Source organism: Brevibacillus centrosporus, from assembly GCF_003710815.1.
GTDB lineage: Bacteria > Bacillota > Bacilli > Brevibacillales > Brevibacillaceae > Brevibacillus > Brevibacillus centrosporus.
The window spans coordinates 158,230-173,228 of the sequence record NZ_RHHP01000008.1 but is presented as its reverse complement, the minus strand read 5'-3'; the positions used below and the strand labels follow the sequence as shown (position 1 = coordinate 173,228).

Here is a 14,999-nt window from a genome sequence, read left to right as displayed (position 1 = left end):
CAGGACGGAGGAACAACCATGATTTACTGGCAACTGTTTATCGCGTTTTTCCGTATCGGTATCTTCGGATTCGGGGGAGGACCTACGATGGTTCCCCTGTTCCACACCGAGTGCGTGAAAAAGTATAAGTGGGTAACAGACGAAGACTTTGCAGATAATCTGGCACTGGGGAATGCTCTTCCGGGACCGATTGCAACCAAGCTGGCTGCGTTTATCGGCTACCGGGTAAAAGGCTGGAAGGGCGCACTGGTGGCAAACATCGGTGTCGTACTGCCGATTGTCATCGTGATGATCGCTCTCTTGGAAGTCATCTACAAGTGGAAGGATGCACCGGGGGTTTACGGCATGATTCAGGCGATTGGCCCTGTAATCGCAGTGATGACAGGTGTGCTCACCTGGGAGTTTTTGCAAAAGGCTTGGCAAGGCGCTCCGAGCAAAACCGGTGTAAGTGTTTCTCTCGCCTTATCCTTGGTCGCTTTGCTGTTTCTTGACTGGCATCCGGGAATTGTCGTGGGAATCGCTTTGGTGATTTCCTTTGCTTATTCCACCTGGTCGGTCCGAAAGCGTAAGAAAAAGGACGGCAAGGAGGGCGCAGCATGATTTACTTTCAGTTATTCTGGGCGTTTTTCATTTCCAACATTTTGGGGTATGGCGGTGGCCCTCCCAGCATTCCGCTGATTCAGAACGAAGTCGTCGATCACTACAAATGGATGTCGGTGAAAGAATTCGGGGAAATGCTGGCGGTGGGGAACGCGCTCCCAAGTCCGATTGCGACCAAGCTCGCGGGCTATGTCGGCTATCAGGTAGCAGGCGTACCCGGCGCGACAGTAGCGCTTTTTGCGACAGTAGCTCCTACCGCGATCGCCATGATCCTGCTTTTGCAATTCATCAATATTTTCCGTAGTGCTCCACAAGTAAAGGCCATGACTCAATCGGTTCGTCCAATCGTCACTGTACTATTGGGAACCATGACATACCAATTTATCATGGGAGCTGTGGAAGGAATCGGGTGGATGCAAACGATTATTCTGTCCGTTGCTTCGTATTTGCTCCTGGAGACTTGGAAAGTACATCCGGCGATTGTCATCGTAGCAGCCATGGTGTACGGGTACATCTTCATTGGCTAGGATCAACTGTTAATAAGGAGGCAAACTACATGGTTAATTATGACGCAATGGAATACCCGTATGCATCACGGCGCATGACCACTTTTGCGAAAAACGGGATGGTAGCAACCTCCCAGCCTCTCGCAGCACAGGCGGGCTTGGATATCCTGAAAAAAGGCGGAAACGCCATCGACGCTGCTATTGCAACGGCGGCATGCCTGACGGTCGTAGAACCGACGTCCAACGGCATCGGCGGTGACGCGTTCGCGTTGGTATGGGTAAAGGATGAGCTGTATGGTCTCAACTCGAGTGGACCTGCTCCACAGAGCATTTCGATCGAAGCCGTAAAAGCAAAAGGCCACGAGGAAATTCCGACATACGGCTGGACGCCTGTGACGGTTCCGGGTGCACCTGCTGCCTGGGCAACGCTGTCGAAACGTTTTGGCAAGCTTCCTTTGACAGAAGTTTTGCAACCGGCTATCGATTACGCAGAAAACGGCTATCCGCTTTCCCCGACCCTCGCTCACTACTGGAGCGTGGCTTACAAGAAGTTTTCCAAGCTGTGCACAGGACCAGAATTTGCGCATTGGTTCGAAACCTTCATTCCAGGCGGAAAACTGCCGAAAGCAGGCGACATCTGGAAATCACCGGGTCATGCCGCTACTTTGCGCCAAATCGCGGAGACGAACGCGGAAAGCTTCTACCGTGGTGAGCTGGCGGAGAAAATCGATGCGTTCTCCAAAGAGTGCGGCGGCTTCCTGACGAAAGAGGATTTGGCTGCATTTGAACCGGAGTGGGTAAAACCTTTGAGCGTCAACTACCGCGGCTATGATGTCTGGGAAATTCCGCCGAACGGTCAAGGCATGATCGCCCTGATGGCGTTGAATATCCTCAAGGGCTTCGACTTCGATGCCAAAGACACGACAGAAACCTACCACAAACAGATCGAAGCCATGAAGCTGGCATTTACCGATGGTTTGAAATACATCACCGAATCCGGCCAGATGAGCGTGACGGCAGAAGAGCTGCTCGCCGATGAATATGCGGACACTCGCCGTGCACTGATCGGTTCCAAAGCGCTGACTCCTGAGCCAGGAAATCCTCGCGCAAGCGGTACCGTTTACTTGGCTACGGCTGACGGGGAAGGCAACATGGTGTCCTTCATTCAAAGCAACTACATGGGCTTCGGCTCTGGCGTCGTTATTCCGGGAACCGGTATTGCCATGCAAAACCGTGGACACAACTTCTCGCTGGACCCTGCTCATGACAACCGCTTGGAGCCAGGAAAAAGAACGTTCCATACCATCATCCCAGGCTTCCTGACGAAAGACGGCAAGGCAGTCGGACCATTTGGCGTCATGGGTGGCTTCATGCAGCCGCAAGGACACGTACAGGTTGTCATGAACACCATCGACTTCCATCTGAATCCACAAGCTTCTCTCGATGCGCCTCGCTGGCAGTGGACAGAAGGTAAGGTCGTCGAGCTCGAGCGTCACTTCCCTGAGCATTTGGCGCTGGCACTCGAGCGCAAAGGCCACCAGATCAAATGGGCGTCGCTGGGCAACTACTTCGGTCGCGGCCAGATCATCTGGCGCGATGAAAATGGCGTGCTCTCCGGTGGTACCGACATGCGTACAGACAGCAGCATCGCGGCTTGGTAAGAGCAGAGAGACGAATAAGAAAAACCGTACGGGAATCAAATCCGTACGGTTTTTTTGTACAGTAAGAATTTATAAGATTCTTAGCCAGTATAAGTGCAACTAAGGCCCCGCCAAAAGGCTTAGCGGAGCCAAGTTTTCTAACGTTTCTCACCTGTTTGATCATCTATGGACTAGAGACAGGGGTGATCTGCTCAGGCTTTCCTCGGCTTGCAAGCTTTGCCAAACGAAGGGTCCGATGCAAGGCCAAAGAGACTGTAAAGCTTGCCGTAGATGGAGAAATGCCAAAGGACTCCGAAAAGGTATGGATCAATGTTTGCGGGCCATAGAGGATGGCAAAAGTAACGGTGCTGCCGATCCTGATGTAAGACATGAAAAACCTCTCCTCGTTCTACTTATCTTTATCGAGTGTAATCCTTGTATACCGATAGCGTCTAATGTATTATTTCTATAAAAATGATACCTTTTTGTTATCGGTTCGCTACTCATGGAATGGCAGCAGCTAGAGTATTTTCGCGTAGTGGCAAGGCTTGAGCACTTTGGACAGGCGGCAAAAGAGCTTGCAATGGGCGTACAGGAGATTCAGCATTTGAAAAATCCCTATACGGGAACGGTGGCGCTGAGATTTCTGCAGACGCTGGAAATCACGATCCTGCCCGAAATTTTACCCGCAGGTAGAATTTCGGCTATTTCAGAACAAAACATCGTTTAGTATTCAGCAGCTTCTCAACAGAGAGGTCGATATCTGTTTGATCAGTACCTTTGATCCTCACCCACAGATACATTGGCATCCTTTGCTCGACGAGGAGCTTTTTTTGTATGTTCCGGCGAAACACGGTTATGCGGGGAGGACTTCCATCGCATTGAAGCAGCTGTCCGAGGATGGCTTTATCGGGATCAGGAAAGGTTTGGGGATGAGGGAGGCCATAGACGGCTTTTGTCGGGAGGCTGGCTTTACACCACAGATCAAATTCGAGGGAGAAGATATTCCTACCATAGCGGCTCTTGTTTCCTCCAGGCTCGGGGTGACGATTATTCCTGCATTTCAGGGCATACGTTATCACCAGCGGCGGAATTGTTTCGCAACTATGTGATAGAGACGTTCGCATGAAGCAAAAGAACAACCATTCTTCCGATAAAGGGGGGAAGTTAGATGAAGCGGGTTATTTCCCTCCAAGGCGGTATGGCTGCCGGGAAGACGACGCTGGCAAAACGATTGGAGAGGGCCATCAGCGATGCTTGGGTTATCTATGAAGATCCGTCAGCACTTGTGCAAAAAAGGAAAGAGCTTGCCCTCGATCTGCAAAAAGAAAAAGACTTTATCATCAATCAGAGGATGTTCATCGAGCACGAGGTAGAGCGTTTTCGGCGGCTGCCAGATGCAAACATCATCTACGATCGCGGACCGGAGGACATCGAGTGCTACACGCTGCATTATCCGTTGAGCATCGGGAAGGAGTGGGATATCGAGGGACAATTGAAGGCAGAGCTAAAAGAGCTGCGCTCATGCCGCTCGGATACCATCATCTATTTGGATGCCCAGACAAAAACACTGTCCGCCAGAAAAGAAGGTGACGTGACCCGAAGCCGCGGCTCTTTTGCCCAAGCGATGCGCATGCTTCCATACGAAAAAGAATGGTTTTCCAGGCTGCCTGCGACGACGGTGCTCCCGGTAGACGCTCTCGATGTCGAGGCGGTAGAAGCGAGGGTACTGCCGTTGATAGCAAATCTATGGAAAGACTGACAATCAAGTGCTCACAGCGACTCACTCCATAGTTGGATAGACCTCTCCAATTCCCCAAACACCACGATCCGCGATTGCCGAAAGACTTCTTTCCCTTCACGAAACAATAGAATAGTCGGAGCGGTAAAGAGGAGAAACTCTCCGGACAGGCTGGGGAGCTTTTCGATCGAGGCGACCATAAAAGGAACCTGCGGGTAGGACTGCAGCAGCTCCTTGGTTTTCTCAAAAGTCGCGTCACATACGCCGCAGTTCGGCATTTTTACGAACAGCAAACTCATCGGGTGTTTGGCAATGTCCACGGTAAGCTCGGATAGATCGTTGTATTCGCGCATCTGTCTATTCCCCCTTCTCCAAGCATGATGAATTTACCCCACCATGATAGCAAAAAGCCCTCTGATGATACAGAGGGCTCTGCGTCTTATCTACTACTCCGCTCTTACGACACTCTCAAACTGCCCTTTATGGGCCCCGTTACAGTAAGGCTTGTTCGAGGACAAGCCGCATCTACAGAGATGCACCTTTTCCTTTCTTTCCATGGGATTTCCCTCACCATCCAGCAGGGTGAACTCTCCCGTCACGAGCAGTGGACCATTATCTAGCACCTTGATATCTGACATTTTCTCACCTCCTCTACCTACTGGTTATTTTTTCACAAAATGGGAATGAATACACATGCCGTAAGTATGGAAAATAAGCCCCCTTTCCTGTTACATTTCGACACAGTTTTGGATGCCTCCCCCTTTTTTAAGAAAAAAATCCCAAGTTTTTCTCCTGTACGTGCAACAAAATTTCCCGAATTCCCGTCTGTGAGTGCGATAGGGTTTCCTAAAAGATGGAAGGAGGGCAAGGGGTGCTGTCCAATTTCGTCGTCATTCCGGTAGTTCTCGTCATGACCATTGCGGTGTATACCGATCTTCGCAGCCGCCTCATTTATGACTGGCTTACTCTGCCAGGAATCGCCTATTTTCTCATTTACCATGCATTTACCCATCCGGACCAATGGACTACGTATGGACTGGGGGTCATATTGATCGGAGGAGTCACCTTGCTGATGGCGGTCGTGAGCAATGGGCAATTGGGAGGAGGAGACATCAAGCTGTTTACGCTGGTAGGAGCGGCAGTTGGGTGGGAAGCTGGGTTGTATATCTTGTGCTTCACTTACCTGCTCGCAGGACTCATCGTTATCCCGATCTGGCTGGCAGCCAAAGTGTCAGGGAGGCAGGCGGCAGGACGGGAAATTCCTCTGGCTCCTTTTATTGCAGGTGGAACGAGCCTCTTGCTCATGGCTGTAGCGTTTATCTGATGTTGAAGAGGGAGAGGGAGTCACTCGATGTTGGAATCGAAGCGAAGAGCAATCATCTTTTTGGCGCTGTCTCTGATCCTGGCGGCGACAGCAGGCTTTTTGTTCTTGAAAAAAATCAAGGACCTGAATTCACAGCTCGGAGAAATGGTGGACATTTACGTGGCAAGCACAGATATCGCCTCCCGGTCGCTCATAGCGCCTGACCAAATCAAGACCATGCAAATACCTAAAAAGTATGCAGATCACTCGTATGTGACGGATAAGCTCAGTTTGAAGAATCAGGTAACCGTTGTTCCCTTGTCGGAAGGAGACATCATTACGAAAAACATCATTAAGCCCGCTGCAACAGTCAGAGACCAGAACAATCGGCTCGTGACGGTGTATGCTTCCGGCAATATCGTATTTGATCAGCAGCTCGAGGCATTGGATCGTGTCGATATTATTGTCTCACACGAGGTGAATGGGAAGAGTGCAACGGAAGTATTTATGAAGGATGTGCCGGTCGCCATGGTCGCGAAGACGGACGATCAGTTTAAAGGAGTCGCCTTGGAAATGCCGTTTGAGCAGGTTCCCGCCTTTATTCACCAGCAGCACTATGCTGAGGTCATGCGGATTTTGAAGGCGAATGTAGGCAAAGGCGAGCTGGGCATCCCGCAGCCGTTCCAGGATCAACAGCCAAAGCAAACCACGGCACCGGCTGCTGGGGACAAGAACCAGCCAAAGCCCGCTAATGGTCAGCCAGCATCTGTGAAGCAGACGCCTGCGAAACCTGCTCAACCGACATCTGTCGTCAAACCGGAGGGCAAGTCATGAATCCAGATACCAAAATTTTAGTCGTCGCTGATTACGACTCGATCAAGAGCATGCTGAGCGAGGCTCTCAGCCAATATGGCAATGTCCAATTTACCTCGTCGCGTGAAGTGAAAAAAGAAATCGACCGAATCGCTCCTGATGTTGTTCTGATCGTCCAGCCAGAGGACGGCTCCGGGGTCGAGCTGGTGCAATACATACAGGGAGAGATTCCCGAAGGGCTCGTCATTTTTTTGACGGAAAGGCAAGACTTTGGCTTGCTCCGCGATATCGTCCGAGCAGGGGCCATTGAGTATATTGTCATGCCGGATGAGCTGGCGCTGCTTACGGATCGTCTGGAGAAAATCGCCGAGCTGGGGGAGCAGCAGCAGCGAAAAAAAGGGACGGCTAGCTCCGGCAAAGCGTTTGTGCGCGGAAGAGGAAAAGTGTACTCCTTTTACAGTGGAAAAGGCGGAAGTGGACGCACGCAGCTGGCGACCGGGTTTGCGCAGGCGCTCAAGCTGGAATCGACCGCACGCGTTCTGTTAATCGATTTGAATCTCCAGTATGGCGGGGTGGAAACGTTTTTCTCGCTCGATTCGAGTAGGACACTGGCCGACCTGGTCCCAGTCATGAACGAGATGAACGAAAATCATATTCGCAACGTGTCTTTGCGCGAGACGCATTCCAAGCTGGAAGTGCTCGCAAGTCCGCGCGATGCCGAAACGGCTGAAAACATGTCCGAGGAGTTCATCACCAGACTGATTCGAGCAAGCCGTCGCAGCTACGACTTTGTGATTATCGATCTGCCGACCCATATGAATGAGCTGACATATACGGCTCTGGAGGAATCAGACTTCATTTATTACGTGATGAATCTGGATACGCCATCTGTCCAAATCTATCGGCTGACCGAAGAACTGTTCAGAAGGCTGCGAATTGATACAGAGGGGCGACTTGAGGTCGTGGTCAATCAAGTCGGAAGGGATAACGAACTGACGGTATCAGATCTGAAAGGGCTAATACAGGCTCCGATTGCTGCGGAAATCAGCCGTGATCACAAAGGTATTCAGGCTGCGGTGAACCTAGGTCAGCCCTTGCAACGGGAAGCCAACGAAAAAAAGCTGATTCCTGCAGCGAAGGAAATTCGAAAATGGGTTCTGACCAAGCTGTCGTAGGAGGGGGATGGCCATGGCGTTGTTCAGGCGAAAAGAGGAAAAGCACGTTTTGACAGAAGAAGCCCCGCGCCCGGTAGCGGCTCCTGCGTATCACAATCCGTACATCGACGAGCTGGCGGAGCATTACAAATCAAAGCTTTTGCGAGAAACCAATCTCGAGAGATTGACGAGTCTCGCCCCGAAAGAGATGCGTCTCGCGATCGAACGCATGGTATCCCAGTACATGTCGGAAGAGAAAGTCGTTATCCCGCGCAATGAAAAGGAAGTGCTCTTGACGCGGCTGATCAACGAATCGGTGGGGCTGGGACCTCTGGAGCCGCTGCTCGCTGATCCGGAAATTACCGAGATTTCGATCAATGGTCATCAGGAGGTGTACATCGAGAAAAAAGGCAGGCTGGAGCTGACCGATCTGAAGTTTCGTGATGAGGAGCACCTACGCCATATCGTCGACCGGATCGTTGCCCCCCTCGGCCGCAGGATTGACGAGAGCTCGCCGATGGTGGACGCGAGATTGAAGGACGGCAGCCGTGTGAATGCGGTTATACCGCCGATCAGCCTCAACGGGACGCTCGTCTCGATCCGAAAATTTCGCAAGGACCCGTATTCCATGGAGGATCTCATGAAGTTCGGATCATTCGATGAAGCGATGTGCCGCTTTTTGCAGGCGATCGTAGAAGCCAAAATGAATGTGCTCATCTCTGGAGGGACGGGGAGCGGGAAGACGACGCTGCTCAATGCGGTCTCGCGGTCCATTCCTACCTATGAAAGGGTCATCACGATTGAAGATTCGGCCGAGCTCAGGCTGGATCGCCCCAACTGCATCGGGCTGGAGGCACGTCCGCCCAACATGGAAGGAAGAGGGGAAATCACGATCCGGCATTTGGTGAAGAACTCGCTGCGGATGCGTCCGGATCGCATTATCGTCGGGGAGGTTCGCGGTGCAGAGGCATTTGACATGCTGCAGGCGATGAATACCGGTCACGAAGGGTCGCTTACGACGGTCCACGCCAACTCCCCGCAAGACGCTTTTACTAGGCTGGAAGGGATGGTCGTGATGGCGGGAATGGATCTGCCTTCTTCCATTATCCGCGAGTACATCGTGAGTGCTCTGGACTTTATCGTACAGGTCACGCGGCTCTCGGACGGGACGCGAAAAATGATGTCCATCTCGGAAGTATTCACAGGACCAGACAAACAAGTGGTGGTAAACGAGATATTTCGCTTCCAGCGGATCGGGATGGGCAAAAAGGGGGAAGTACTGGGGTATTTCACTCCTACGGGCAAGGTTCCCCAGAGTCTGGAGCGGCTGCGGATGTTTGGAATCGAACTGGAAGAATCCATGTTTACGATGGGCGAGGTGAACAAGCGTGAGCATCTCTATCCTGTTTAGTTTCTCGGTGCTGTTCGCGATCTGGGGGATGTACGAATACCTCGGCTACCGTGCGAAAAAGACAGAGTGGAAAAAGCGCACGGAGGAATGGTACGACATCAAAGCCAAACGGAAGAGCTTCATTATCGTGTGGGGCGATCGTTTTGACCGCACCCCTCACGCAAAAGAAGTCCAGCAAAAGCTGGTGCGCGCCAATATTGCGCTGGCTCCGTCCGAATATTATGGCATTCTGCTTATTGGTGCGATGGGTATAGCGTTCTTCCTGAACAATGTCGTAGGTCTGCACGCTCCAATCAACCTGGTGGGTGGCGCGGCTTGCATGTACATCGCCCAAAACCTGATGTTTATTATGCGGCGGAACAAATACCAGGAGAGACTGAACGACCAGCTGTCAGAGGTATGCCGCTTGCTCGCCAATTCCTTGCGGGCAGGTATGACGCTCTCACAGGGAATTGAGCTGGTGGCAAAAGAGATTCCGCAGCCGGCTGGGCAGGAATTCAGCCGCATGGCGCGTGAGCTGCAGCTGGGTGTCAGCTTTGACAGAGCGCTGTCAGAAATGGAAAAGCGTATTCCAACAAGGGATTTCCGCATCTTCGCCGCTACGCTGTTCATCCAGCGGCGAGCGGGGGGAAACCTGAGCGAGGTGCTTCAGGAGATGGCAGAGACATTGGAGGATCGCCGCATCGTCAATCAGGAGATCAAGACCATGACGGCTGAGCAGCGATACGTGTCCATCCTCGTCCCCATCATGCCGATCGCTCTCGTACTCATGATGAACGCGATGAACAAAGGCTTCATCGATCCGCTGTTTTCAGGCTTTGGCCTTGTCCTGTTGGGCTTTTTCATTGTTGGCACTGTACTTTCCTACGTCCTGGTTAAAAAAGTCACCAACATAAAGGTGTGAAAAAATGGACGCCCTGATCATCACGAGCCTGTTCTTGTTTCTGTTATTTTTTGTGATCTTTTTGAAAGAAGCGTTTAAATACTCTATCGAAAAGGAAAAGCTGATTGCTCACGTCCATGAAACCACGGGCAACAAGGTTTACGATGTGCGAAAGCGGCAGACCTCCTCACAAAAGTGGATCAAACGGTTACTCACCTACAGTGATGACTACGCGGCACTGGGACAGCGCGTCAATTTTTTCAGTGAGTCTCACGAGGTGGAGGAGTGGCTGCTGAAGGCGGGACGTCCGCTCGATTTGACAGTGGCACGGTTCCAGGGGGCTAAAATCCTGCTTGCCTTGTTCGGCTTTATCGCGGGAATAGCGTTTTTCCTATTGGGATTCCCGTTCGCACAGTTTGGCTTGATCATCTGGCCGTTAGCCGGGTACTTCCTGCCGATACTTTTGCTGAAAAGGAAAGCGCGCGAGAGGCAAAACCAGCTGCGCTACGACCTTCCGGAATTTCTCGACACGGTAAGCGTCACCCTTCAGGCTGGGGTCAGCCTCGATCAAGCACTGCGCGACGTCATCCAGTTTTTCCAGGGACCATTGCGGGAGGAATTCTCCCGGTTCAATCAGGAGCTGGATCTGGGGGTCCCGCGTGAAAAAGCGTATGAACAGCTGCTGCGGCGAAACGACAATCCGGAGTTTCAAATGCTGATCAAGGCGCTGATCCAAGGGATGCGGCTCGGGGTTCCGATCGCTGTCACCTTTAAAATCCAATCAGAAAATATGCGCCGCATTCGCAAGGAGCTAATCAAGGAAAAAGCAGCGAAGGCTTCGCCCAAGGTGACGCTGATCACGACTTTTGTCGTAGCGCCGACAGCAATCATGCTCATAGGTGGGTTGATGGTGCTCAACATCATGGAGAACGTAAGCCTGTTTTCGAATTTGTTTGGAAAATAAAGGTAGAACTGTGAAGGAGGTGATGCCCCTCGGAAGGAAGGATATATCTGGAATTGTAGTTACTTGCAAAATAATTGACGAGAATGAGGGGAAGAAATGATGATGACAAACATAATGCAAAGCCTGTATGCAAAGGTAACCCATTCCTTACGCAACCAGAGGGGAGCACAAGCCATTGAATGGATTGCATTGGCAGGAGTTATTCTGGCTGTATTTGCGGCCATTCAAACGGTATTCGATGGCGATACGGCAGTCGGAAAAGCGGTATCCGAAACACTCTCCAATATTATCGGAAAACTTGACTGATCCATCTGGACGGTGCCGGTGAAAAGGGGATGCCCCAGTCGCCGGCACCTCTGCTACACATACATAACGGTTGAAATCACCAGCAGGGAGGGTTATCCGCTTGAAACGTATCAAGCCATTCGTACTGGCTGTCCTGATTCCCAGCTTCTTGCTTCTGCATGCTTGCTCTTCCGAGACGACAGCACCGCCCCCACCTGCAGCAACCACGGAACCCGCACAGCCAGCGGGATCAGTAGACAGTAGTGCTGCACAGCAGCAGTCAGAGCCCCCCCATGAGCCGAGCAGAGAGCAAAAGCTGGACGCCTTGAAGGCTTTGATTCCGGACAGCGTATCCAAAATCCCGGAAACGACAGAAGAATTCTACACGCAATCGCCTGGACGTTACGCGGGTATCCTCTACGGGGAAAAGAGTGAAGAAATCGAAGAGGTTTTGAAGCAGCTTCCGGCGATTGATAACCCGGACCAGGAAACGATCGAGCTGTATTACCGCGCCTTGCTAGGTTTGTTTGGGGAGGACTATCCAGACCCGCAGGATATTATGGAGCAGATGAAGCTTGCTTCCTTTGGCAGCCCGGAAATCGATGACCCTCGCTTCCAGTTCAAGGAGCAGTACAATGTGGAAATCCTGCTCGATGCGAGCGGCAGCATGGCGGCAAACGTGAACGGGCAGACAAAAATGGAAGCAGCCAAGAAGGCGATTCAAGCTTTTGCCGAATCCTTGCCGGAAAAAGCGAATGTTGCCCTGAGGGTGTACGGCCATGAAGGCAGCGGCAAGGATTCGGATAAAGCCCGATCCTGCAAGAGCAGTGAGCTGGTCTACCAACTGCAGCCCTATCAGGCACAGGGACTTTCAGCTGCCATGAACCAGTTCAAGCCTACCGGGTGGACTCCGCTCGCTTTGGCCATGCAGCAGGCACAAGACGATCTTGGCAAGTTCAGAGGCGAGAAAAACACGAACATCATCTATCTGGTGAGCGATGGAATTGAGACATGCGGCGGGGATCCTGTCGCGGTGGCGAAGCAGCTGGGCAGCTCCGATATCACCCCTATCGTCAATGTGGTCGGCTTTGGTGTGGACGGAGAAGGCCAGAAGCAGCTGAAGGAAGTGGCCAAGGCGGCAGGTGGGCGCTATGTATTGATCCAGGACCAGAGTGAGCTGGAAAAAGAATTGAACCGGGCAAGGGAAATGGCGGACAGGTGGAATGCCTGGAAGAGTGACGTTTCCCATGACGCACTTACCAAGCATATCTCGCAGTCGGTTGATATTTCAGACTTTGCCTTGGACTGGAAAGCGATCGCCAGAAACGAAAGCTACAATTTGAATTCTGCGATTATATCGCTTCGGTATTTAAAAATCCTGCCTGATCCGATTACAGATGCACTCGATCAAATCAAAGAGAAGCAGCTGGACGCAGCGCTTGCGCGGGCAGACGAATTGGAGAAGTTTCTGGATACGTTGAACGACAAGTCGTACAAGGAAGCAAAAGAGACGATCGACAAGCAGTTTCACGCAAATGTGAAGACCAATTGACACGCCAGCTACACCACTTTTATGCCGTGAATTCTTGGCCGGGAGGTTGCGATTGTGAAGAGCAGGTTTATTCGTCCCGTTTTGGCAGGGACCTTTGCATTTTTCCTTCTTCTGTTGCAGTGCTTCCCTGTAGTTGTCATGGCAGCAAGCAGCAGATTACCCGTCCCGGATCTGCAGGCACCGGGCTATCAGCCTCCTGATTTGCAAGCACCGGACTGGGATACGCCAAACCTGGAGCCGCCACAGTGGGAAACGCCGATGCTGGAGTCCCCGCAGTGGGATACGCCAAAATTGCAGGCACCAAATCAGGGCGTGCCCAATCTGCAGGCGCCGAATCAAGGGATACCTGAGCTGGACGGGCCGGATTGGAACATTCCCGACCTGCAGGCACCCCATTTCAAAAATCCGAATGTACAGGTACCGGATCTGCAGGCGCCAGATAGAAACGTGGAGCCGCATCAGCCTACGGATTTGTCAACGGACCCAAAAGCACCGGAGCCATTCAGTGAAAAGAAAGAGTACGACATCATGAAACTTTCCATCAAAGACATGATGGGAGGGACCATGTCGTATTCAGCTGACCTGATCCAGCAGGGAGAAGTGGACCTGCGTACTGGCGCAGGAAAATACGGATTCTTCTTGCTGCAGGTAGGGCTGAAAGGCGTAGATATCGCTGCGAAGGATACACCCTTGGGCAATGTGACGAGCCTGACCCTCGATGGCCTGGACGGGAAAGCCGCCTATGACAGCTACCGTTTTGTCCTGCAGCAAAACCCGTTGAATACAGGGGCAAACATCAACACGCTCGGTTCTTTTTCCAATGCAGCAAATGCTGCCAATGCCGCAAATCAAGTAAGAGTTCCTGGACTAGTTGCAGGACTGAACGTGGGGGTCGCCGCGATCAGTCTTCCCTTTGACACGTATGAGACGTTCAGCAAATTTGGTCAGGCGTTTGACAGCAGTCTTAGCGAGGATAAGCAAAACGAAAAGTTCGTAGATGGCGTAGGCGCTTTGGGCAGCACGCTAATGGATGCAGGAGTGATCGCTTCTGTCATACCGGGAGGACAGACAGTAGCCGGCGTATTGGTCATTACCGGAGGCATTCTCTGGGGCGTGAGCAAGCTGGTCAAGTGGAGCGACAAGCTTTCGAAGGGCGCGGTTTCCCGAGGCATTCGAGATGGAATCGGCAAAGCGGTAGGCTGGATGAAGTCGATATTTTCGAGCTAGTGATAACCTGATTCTCAGTTTATAACGGAGGTTTCGTCCGATGAAAGTGACAGAAACAGCACCGATCCGAGCGCAGATCGACAAAAACAAGCGCTTCCTGGAAAAACCGCAGCTGTTTAACCATGCGGCCAAAATCAATGATCGGCTTTACTACAACGTGCAGTATTGGAAGTGGGGCAAGAGCGAGGCATCCGGTTACCTCATTCTGAGTCCGGACGGAGACGTAGTGCCGCGGGAAGAAGCGGTGCCGGTATTGCGATTGTTCATGCTTCACAATGTGGCTGCGCACGAACTGAACAAGGAACTGGCCCCAGCTAAAGACAAACCGATCTGGATGTACACGGAGAAGCGGGATTGCCTGCAAGCCCTGCAGCCCCATTACGAGGAGCAAATGGAAGTTGCCATTCGCCGGGACATGAAAAGTCTTATCGACGTGTGCCAGTACGTGATAGAAACACGGGATCAGCTCCAGGCTCTCTATGACAAAGGGGTCGACTCGCTGAATCATGTGCTGAGGGTAGGCTATGTCACTTCCGAAGACAAAAAGGATCTGGACGATTTGTTTCACGAGGCGAATTACAAGCTCTACGTGGGTTTGCGCAGCCAGGCAGAAATCAGGGAATCTGTCGATCGATTGGCTGCATTCCTGCAAAAGGTTGAGGTGCCGCTTCCTGGCGAGTTGAAGTCCAAGCGCCAAAAATTGCTCGATTTGCTGGACTCCTACAGAGATAAAAAGCTGAGGGCCACCAATGACGACTCCATCAAAGGATTCGAGGCTGTTGCGTCAGGGCAGCCCGTTCCCTTTTCGTCCAAGCAGCAGCTGGTGGATGCGTTTGAGAAGAAGCAGGAATTTCATTTCCAGACCAAGATCGTTCCCATTATTCGAAATACGTAAAATTGGATGAGGCAGGGAGGAAGAA

General features: G+C 51.9%; 19 protein-coding genes. 16 read left to right on the top strand and 3 right to left on the bottom strand.

From position 1 onward, the window contains the following. Positions 1-18: 18 nt before the first annotated feature. Genes EDM55_RS09870 through ggt form a run of 3 tightly spaced genes read left to right on the top strand, consistent with a single transcriptional unit; the run spans position 19 to position 2,767 of the window. A complete protein-coding gene (locus EDM55_RS09870; protein ID WP_092267445.1) occupies positions 19-600 on the top strand; it encodes a chromate transporter in 582 nt (193 codons plus the stop codon). Beyond that, on the top strand, positions 597-1,127 hold the full coding sequence (locus EDM55_RS09865) for a chromate transporter (protein ID WP_092267444.1): 531 nt from the start codon (positions 597-599) through the stop codon (positions 1,125-1,127). The genes EDM55_RS09870 and EDM55_RS09865 overlap by 4 nt, the downstream gene beginning before the upstream one ends. 29 nt (positions 1,128-1,156) lie before the next feature. Further along, positions 1,157-2,767 carry a gamma-glutamyltransferase gene (gene ggt, locus EDM55_RS09860; protein WP_092267443.1) on the top strand — a complete coding sequence of 537 codons (1,611 nt, stop codon included), beginning with the start codon at positions 1,157-1,159 and terminating at the stop codon, positions 2,765-2,767. A gap of 163 nt (positions 2,768-2,930) precedes the next feature. On the opposite strand, the gene EDM55_RS09855 is transcribed toward ggt, so the two are convergent. Next, positions 2,931-3,137 carry a hypothetical protein gene (locus EDM55_RS09855; protein WP_092267442.1) on the bottom strand — a complete coding sequence of 69 codons (207 nt, stop codon included), beginning with the start codon at positions 3,135-3,137 and terminating at the stop codon, positions 2,931-2,933. Between the two features lie 114 nt (positions 3,138-3,251). Here EDM55_RS09855 and EDM55_RS09850 point away from each other — a divergent pair, with 114 nt between their 5' ends. Genes EDM55_RS09850 through EDM55_RS09840 form a run of 3 tightly spaced genes read left to right on the top strand, consistent with a single transcriptional unit; the run spans position 3,252 to position 4,508 of the window. Continuing rightward, a complete protein-coding gene (locus EDM55_RS09850; RefSeq protein WP_092267441.1) occupies positions 3,252-3,476 on the top strand; it encodes a LysR family transcriptional regulator in 225 nt (74 codons plus the stop codon). A gap of 1 nt (position 3,477) precedes the next feature. Then, positions 3,478-3,858, top strand: a complete 381-nt coding sequence (locus EDM55_RS31410; RefSeq protein WP_246070862.1) for a LysR substrate-binding domain-containing protein — start codon at positions 3,478-3,480, stop codon at positions 3,856-3,858. 59 nt (positions 3,859-3,917) lie between these two features. Further along, positions 3,918-4,508 (top strand): AAA family ATPase, encoded by a 591-nt coding sequence (locus EDM55_RS09840; protein WP_122960222.1) that lies wholly within the window; start codon positions 3,918-3,920, stop codon positions 4,506-4,508. A gap of 11 nt (positions 4,509-4,519) precedes the next feature. On the opposite strand, the gene EDM55_RS09835 is transcribed toward EDM55_RS09840, so the two are convergent. Continuing rightward, positions 4,520-4,840: a thioredoxin family protein gene (locus EDM55_RS09835; RefSeq protein WP_122960221.1), complete on the bottom strand. Its 321-nt coding sequence runs from the start codon at positions 4,838-4,840 to the stop codon at positions 4,520-4,522. A gap of 93 nt (positions 4,841-4,933) precedes the next feature. Continuing rightward, the gene (locus EDM55_RS09830) at positions 4,934-5,125 is read right to left on the bottom strand and encodes a CDGSH iron-sulfur domain-containing protein (RefSeq protein ID WP_092267437.1); all 192 of its coding nucleotides are present in this window, start codon (positions 5,123-5,125) and stop codon (positions 4,934-4,936) included. A gap of 233 nt (positions 5,126-5,358) precedes the next feature. Here EDM55_RS09830 and EDM55_RS09825 point away from each other — a divergent pair, with 233 nt between their 5' ends. The 10 genes from EDM55_RS09825 to EDM55_RS09780 all read left to right on the top strand — a co-directional run bounded on the left by EDM55_RS09825 (position 5,359) and on the right by EDM55_RS09780 (position 14,974). Further along, positions 5,359-5,811 (top strand): prepilin peptidase, encoded by a 453-nt coding sequence (locus EDM55_RS09825; RefSeq protein ID WP_246070861.1) that lies wholly within the window; start codon positions 5,359-5,361, stop codon positions 5,809-5,811. A 27-nt stretch (positions 5,812-5,838) separates the two neighbouring features. Continuing rightward, positions 5,839-6,624 (top strand): CpaB family protein, encoded by a 786-nt coding sequence (locus EDM55_RS09820; RefSeq protein WP_122960220.1) that lies wholly within the window; start codon positions 5,839-5,841, stop codon positions 6,622-6,624. After that, a complete protein-coding gene (locus EDM55_RS09815; RefSeq protein ID WP_122960219.1) occupies positions 6,621-7,778 on the top strand; it encodes a CpaE/TadZ family protein in 1,158 nt (385 codons plus the stop codon). The genes EDM55_RS09820 and EDM55_RS09815 overlap by 4 nt, the downstream gene beginning before the upstream one ends. Positions 7,779-7,791: 13 nt before the next feature. Next, positions 7,792-9,168 carry a TadA family conjugal transfer-associated ATPase gene (locus EDM55_RS09810; RefSeq protein ID WP_122960218.1) on the top strand — a complete coding sequence of 459 codons (1,377 nt, stop codon included), beginning with the start codon at positions 7,792-7,794 and terminating at the stop codon, positions 9,166-9,168. Beyond that, on the top strand, positions 9,146-10,072 hold the full coding sequence (locus EDM55_RS09805) for a type II secretion system F family protein (RefSeq protein WP_122960217.1): 927 nt from the start codon (positions 9,146-9,148) through the stop codon (positions 10,070-10,072). Before EDM55_RS09810 ends, EDM55_RS09805 begins: the two co-directional genes overlap by 23 nt. 4 nt (positions 10,073-10,076) lie before the next feature. Then, positions 10,077-11,015, top strand: a complete 939-nt coding sequence (locus tag EDM55_RS09800) for a type II secretion system F family protein (RefSeq protein WP_122960216.1) — start codon at positions 10,077-10,079, stop codon at positions 11,013-11,015. A gap of 99 nt (positions 11,016-11,114) precedes the next feature. Next, positions 11,115-11,321, top strand: coding sequence for a hypothetical protein (locus tag EDM55_RS09795; protein ID WP_092267509.1), 207 nt, complete (start codon positions 11,115-11,117; stop codon positions 11,319-11,321). Positions 11,322-11,421: 100 nt separating this feature from the next. After that, positions 11,422-12,852 (top strand): VWA domain-containing protein, encoded by a 1,431-nt coding sequence (locus tag EDM55_RS09790; RefSeq protein WP_122960215.1) that lies wholly within the window; start codon positions 11,422-11,424, stop codon positions 12,850-12,852. 54 nt (positions 12,853-12,906) lie between these two features. Next, on the top strand, positions 12,907-14,079 hold the full coding sequence (locus EDM55_RS09785) for a hypothetical protein (protein ID WP_092267429.1): 1,173 nt from the start codon (positions 12,907-12,909) through the stop codon (positions 14,077-14,079). A gap of 40 nt (positions 14,080-14,119) precedes the next feature. After that, a complete protein-coding gene (locus EDM55_RS09780; protein WP_092267428.1) occupies positions 14,120-14,974 on the top strand; it encodes a hypothetical protein in 855 nt (284 codons plus the stop codon). The last annotated feature ends 25 nt before the right edge of the window (positions 14,975-14,999 follow it).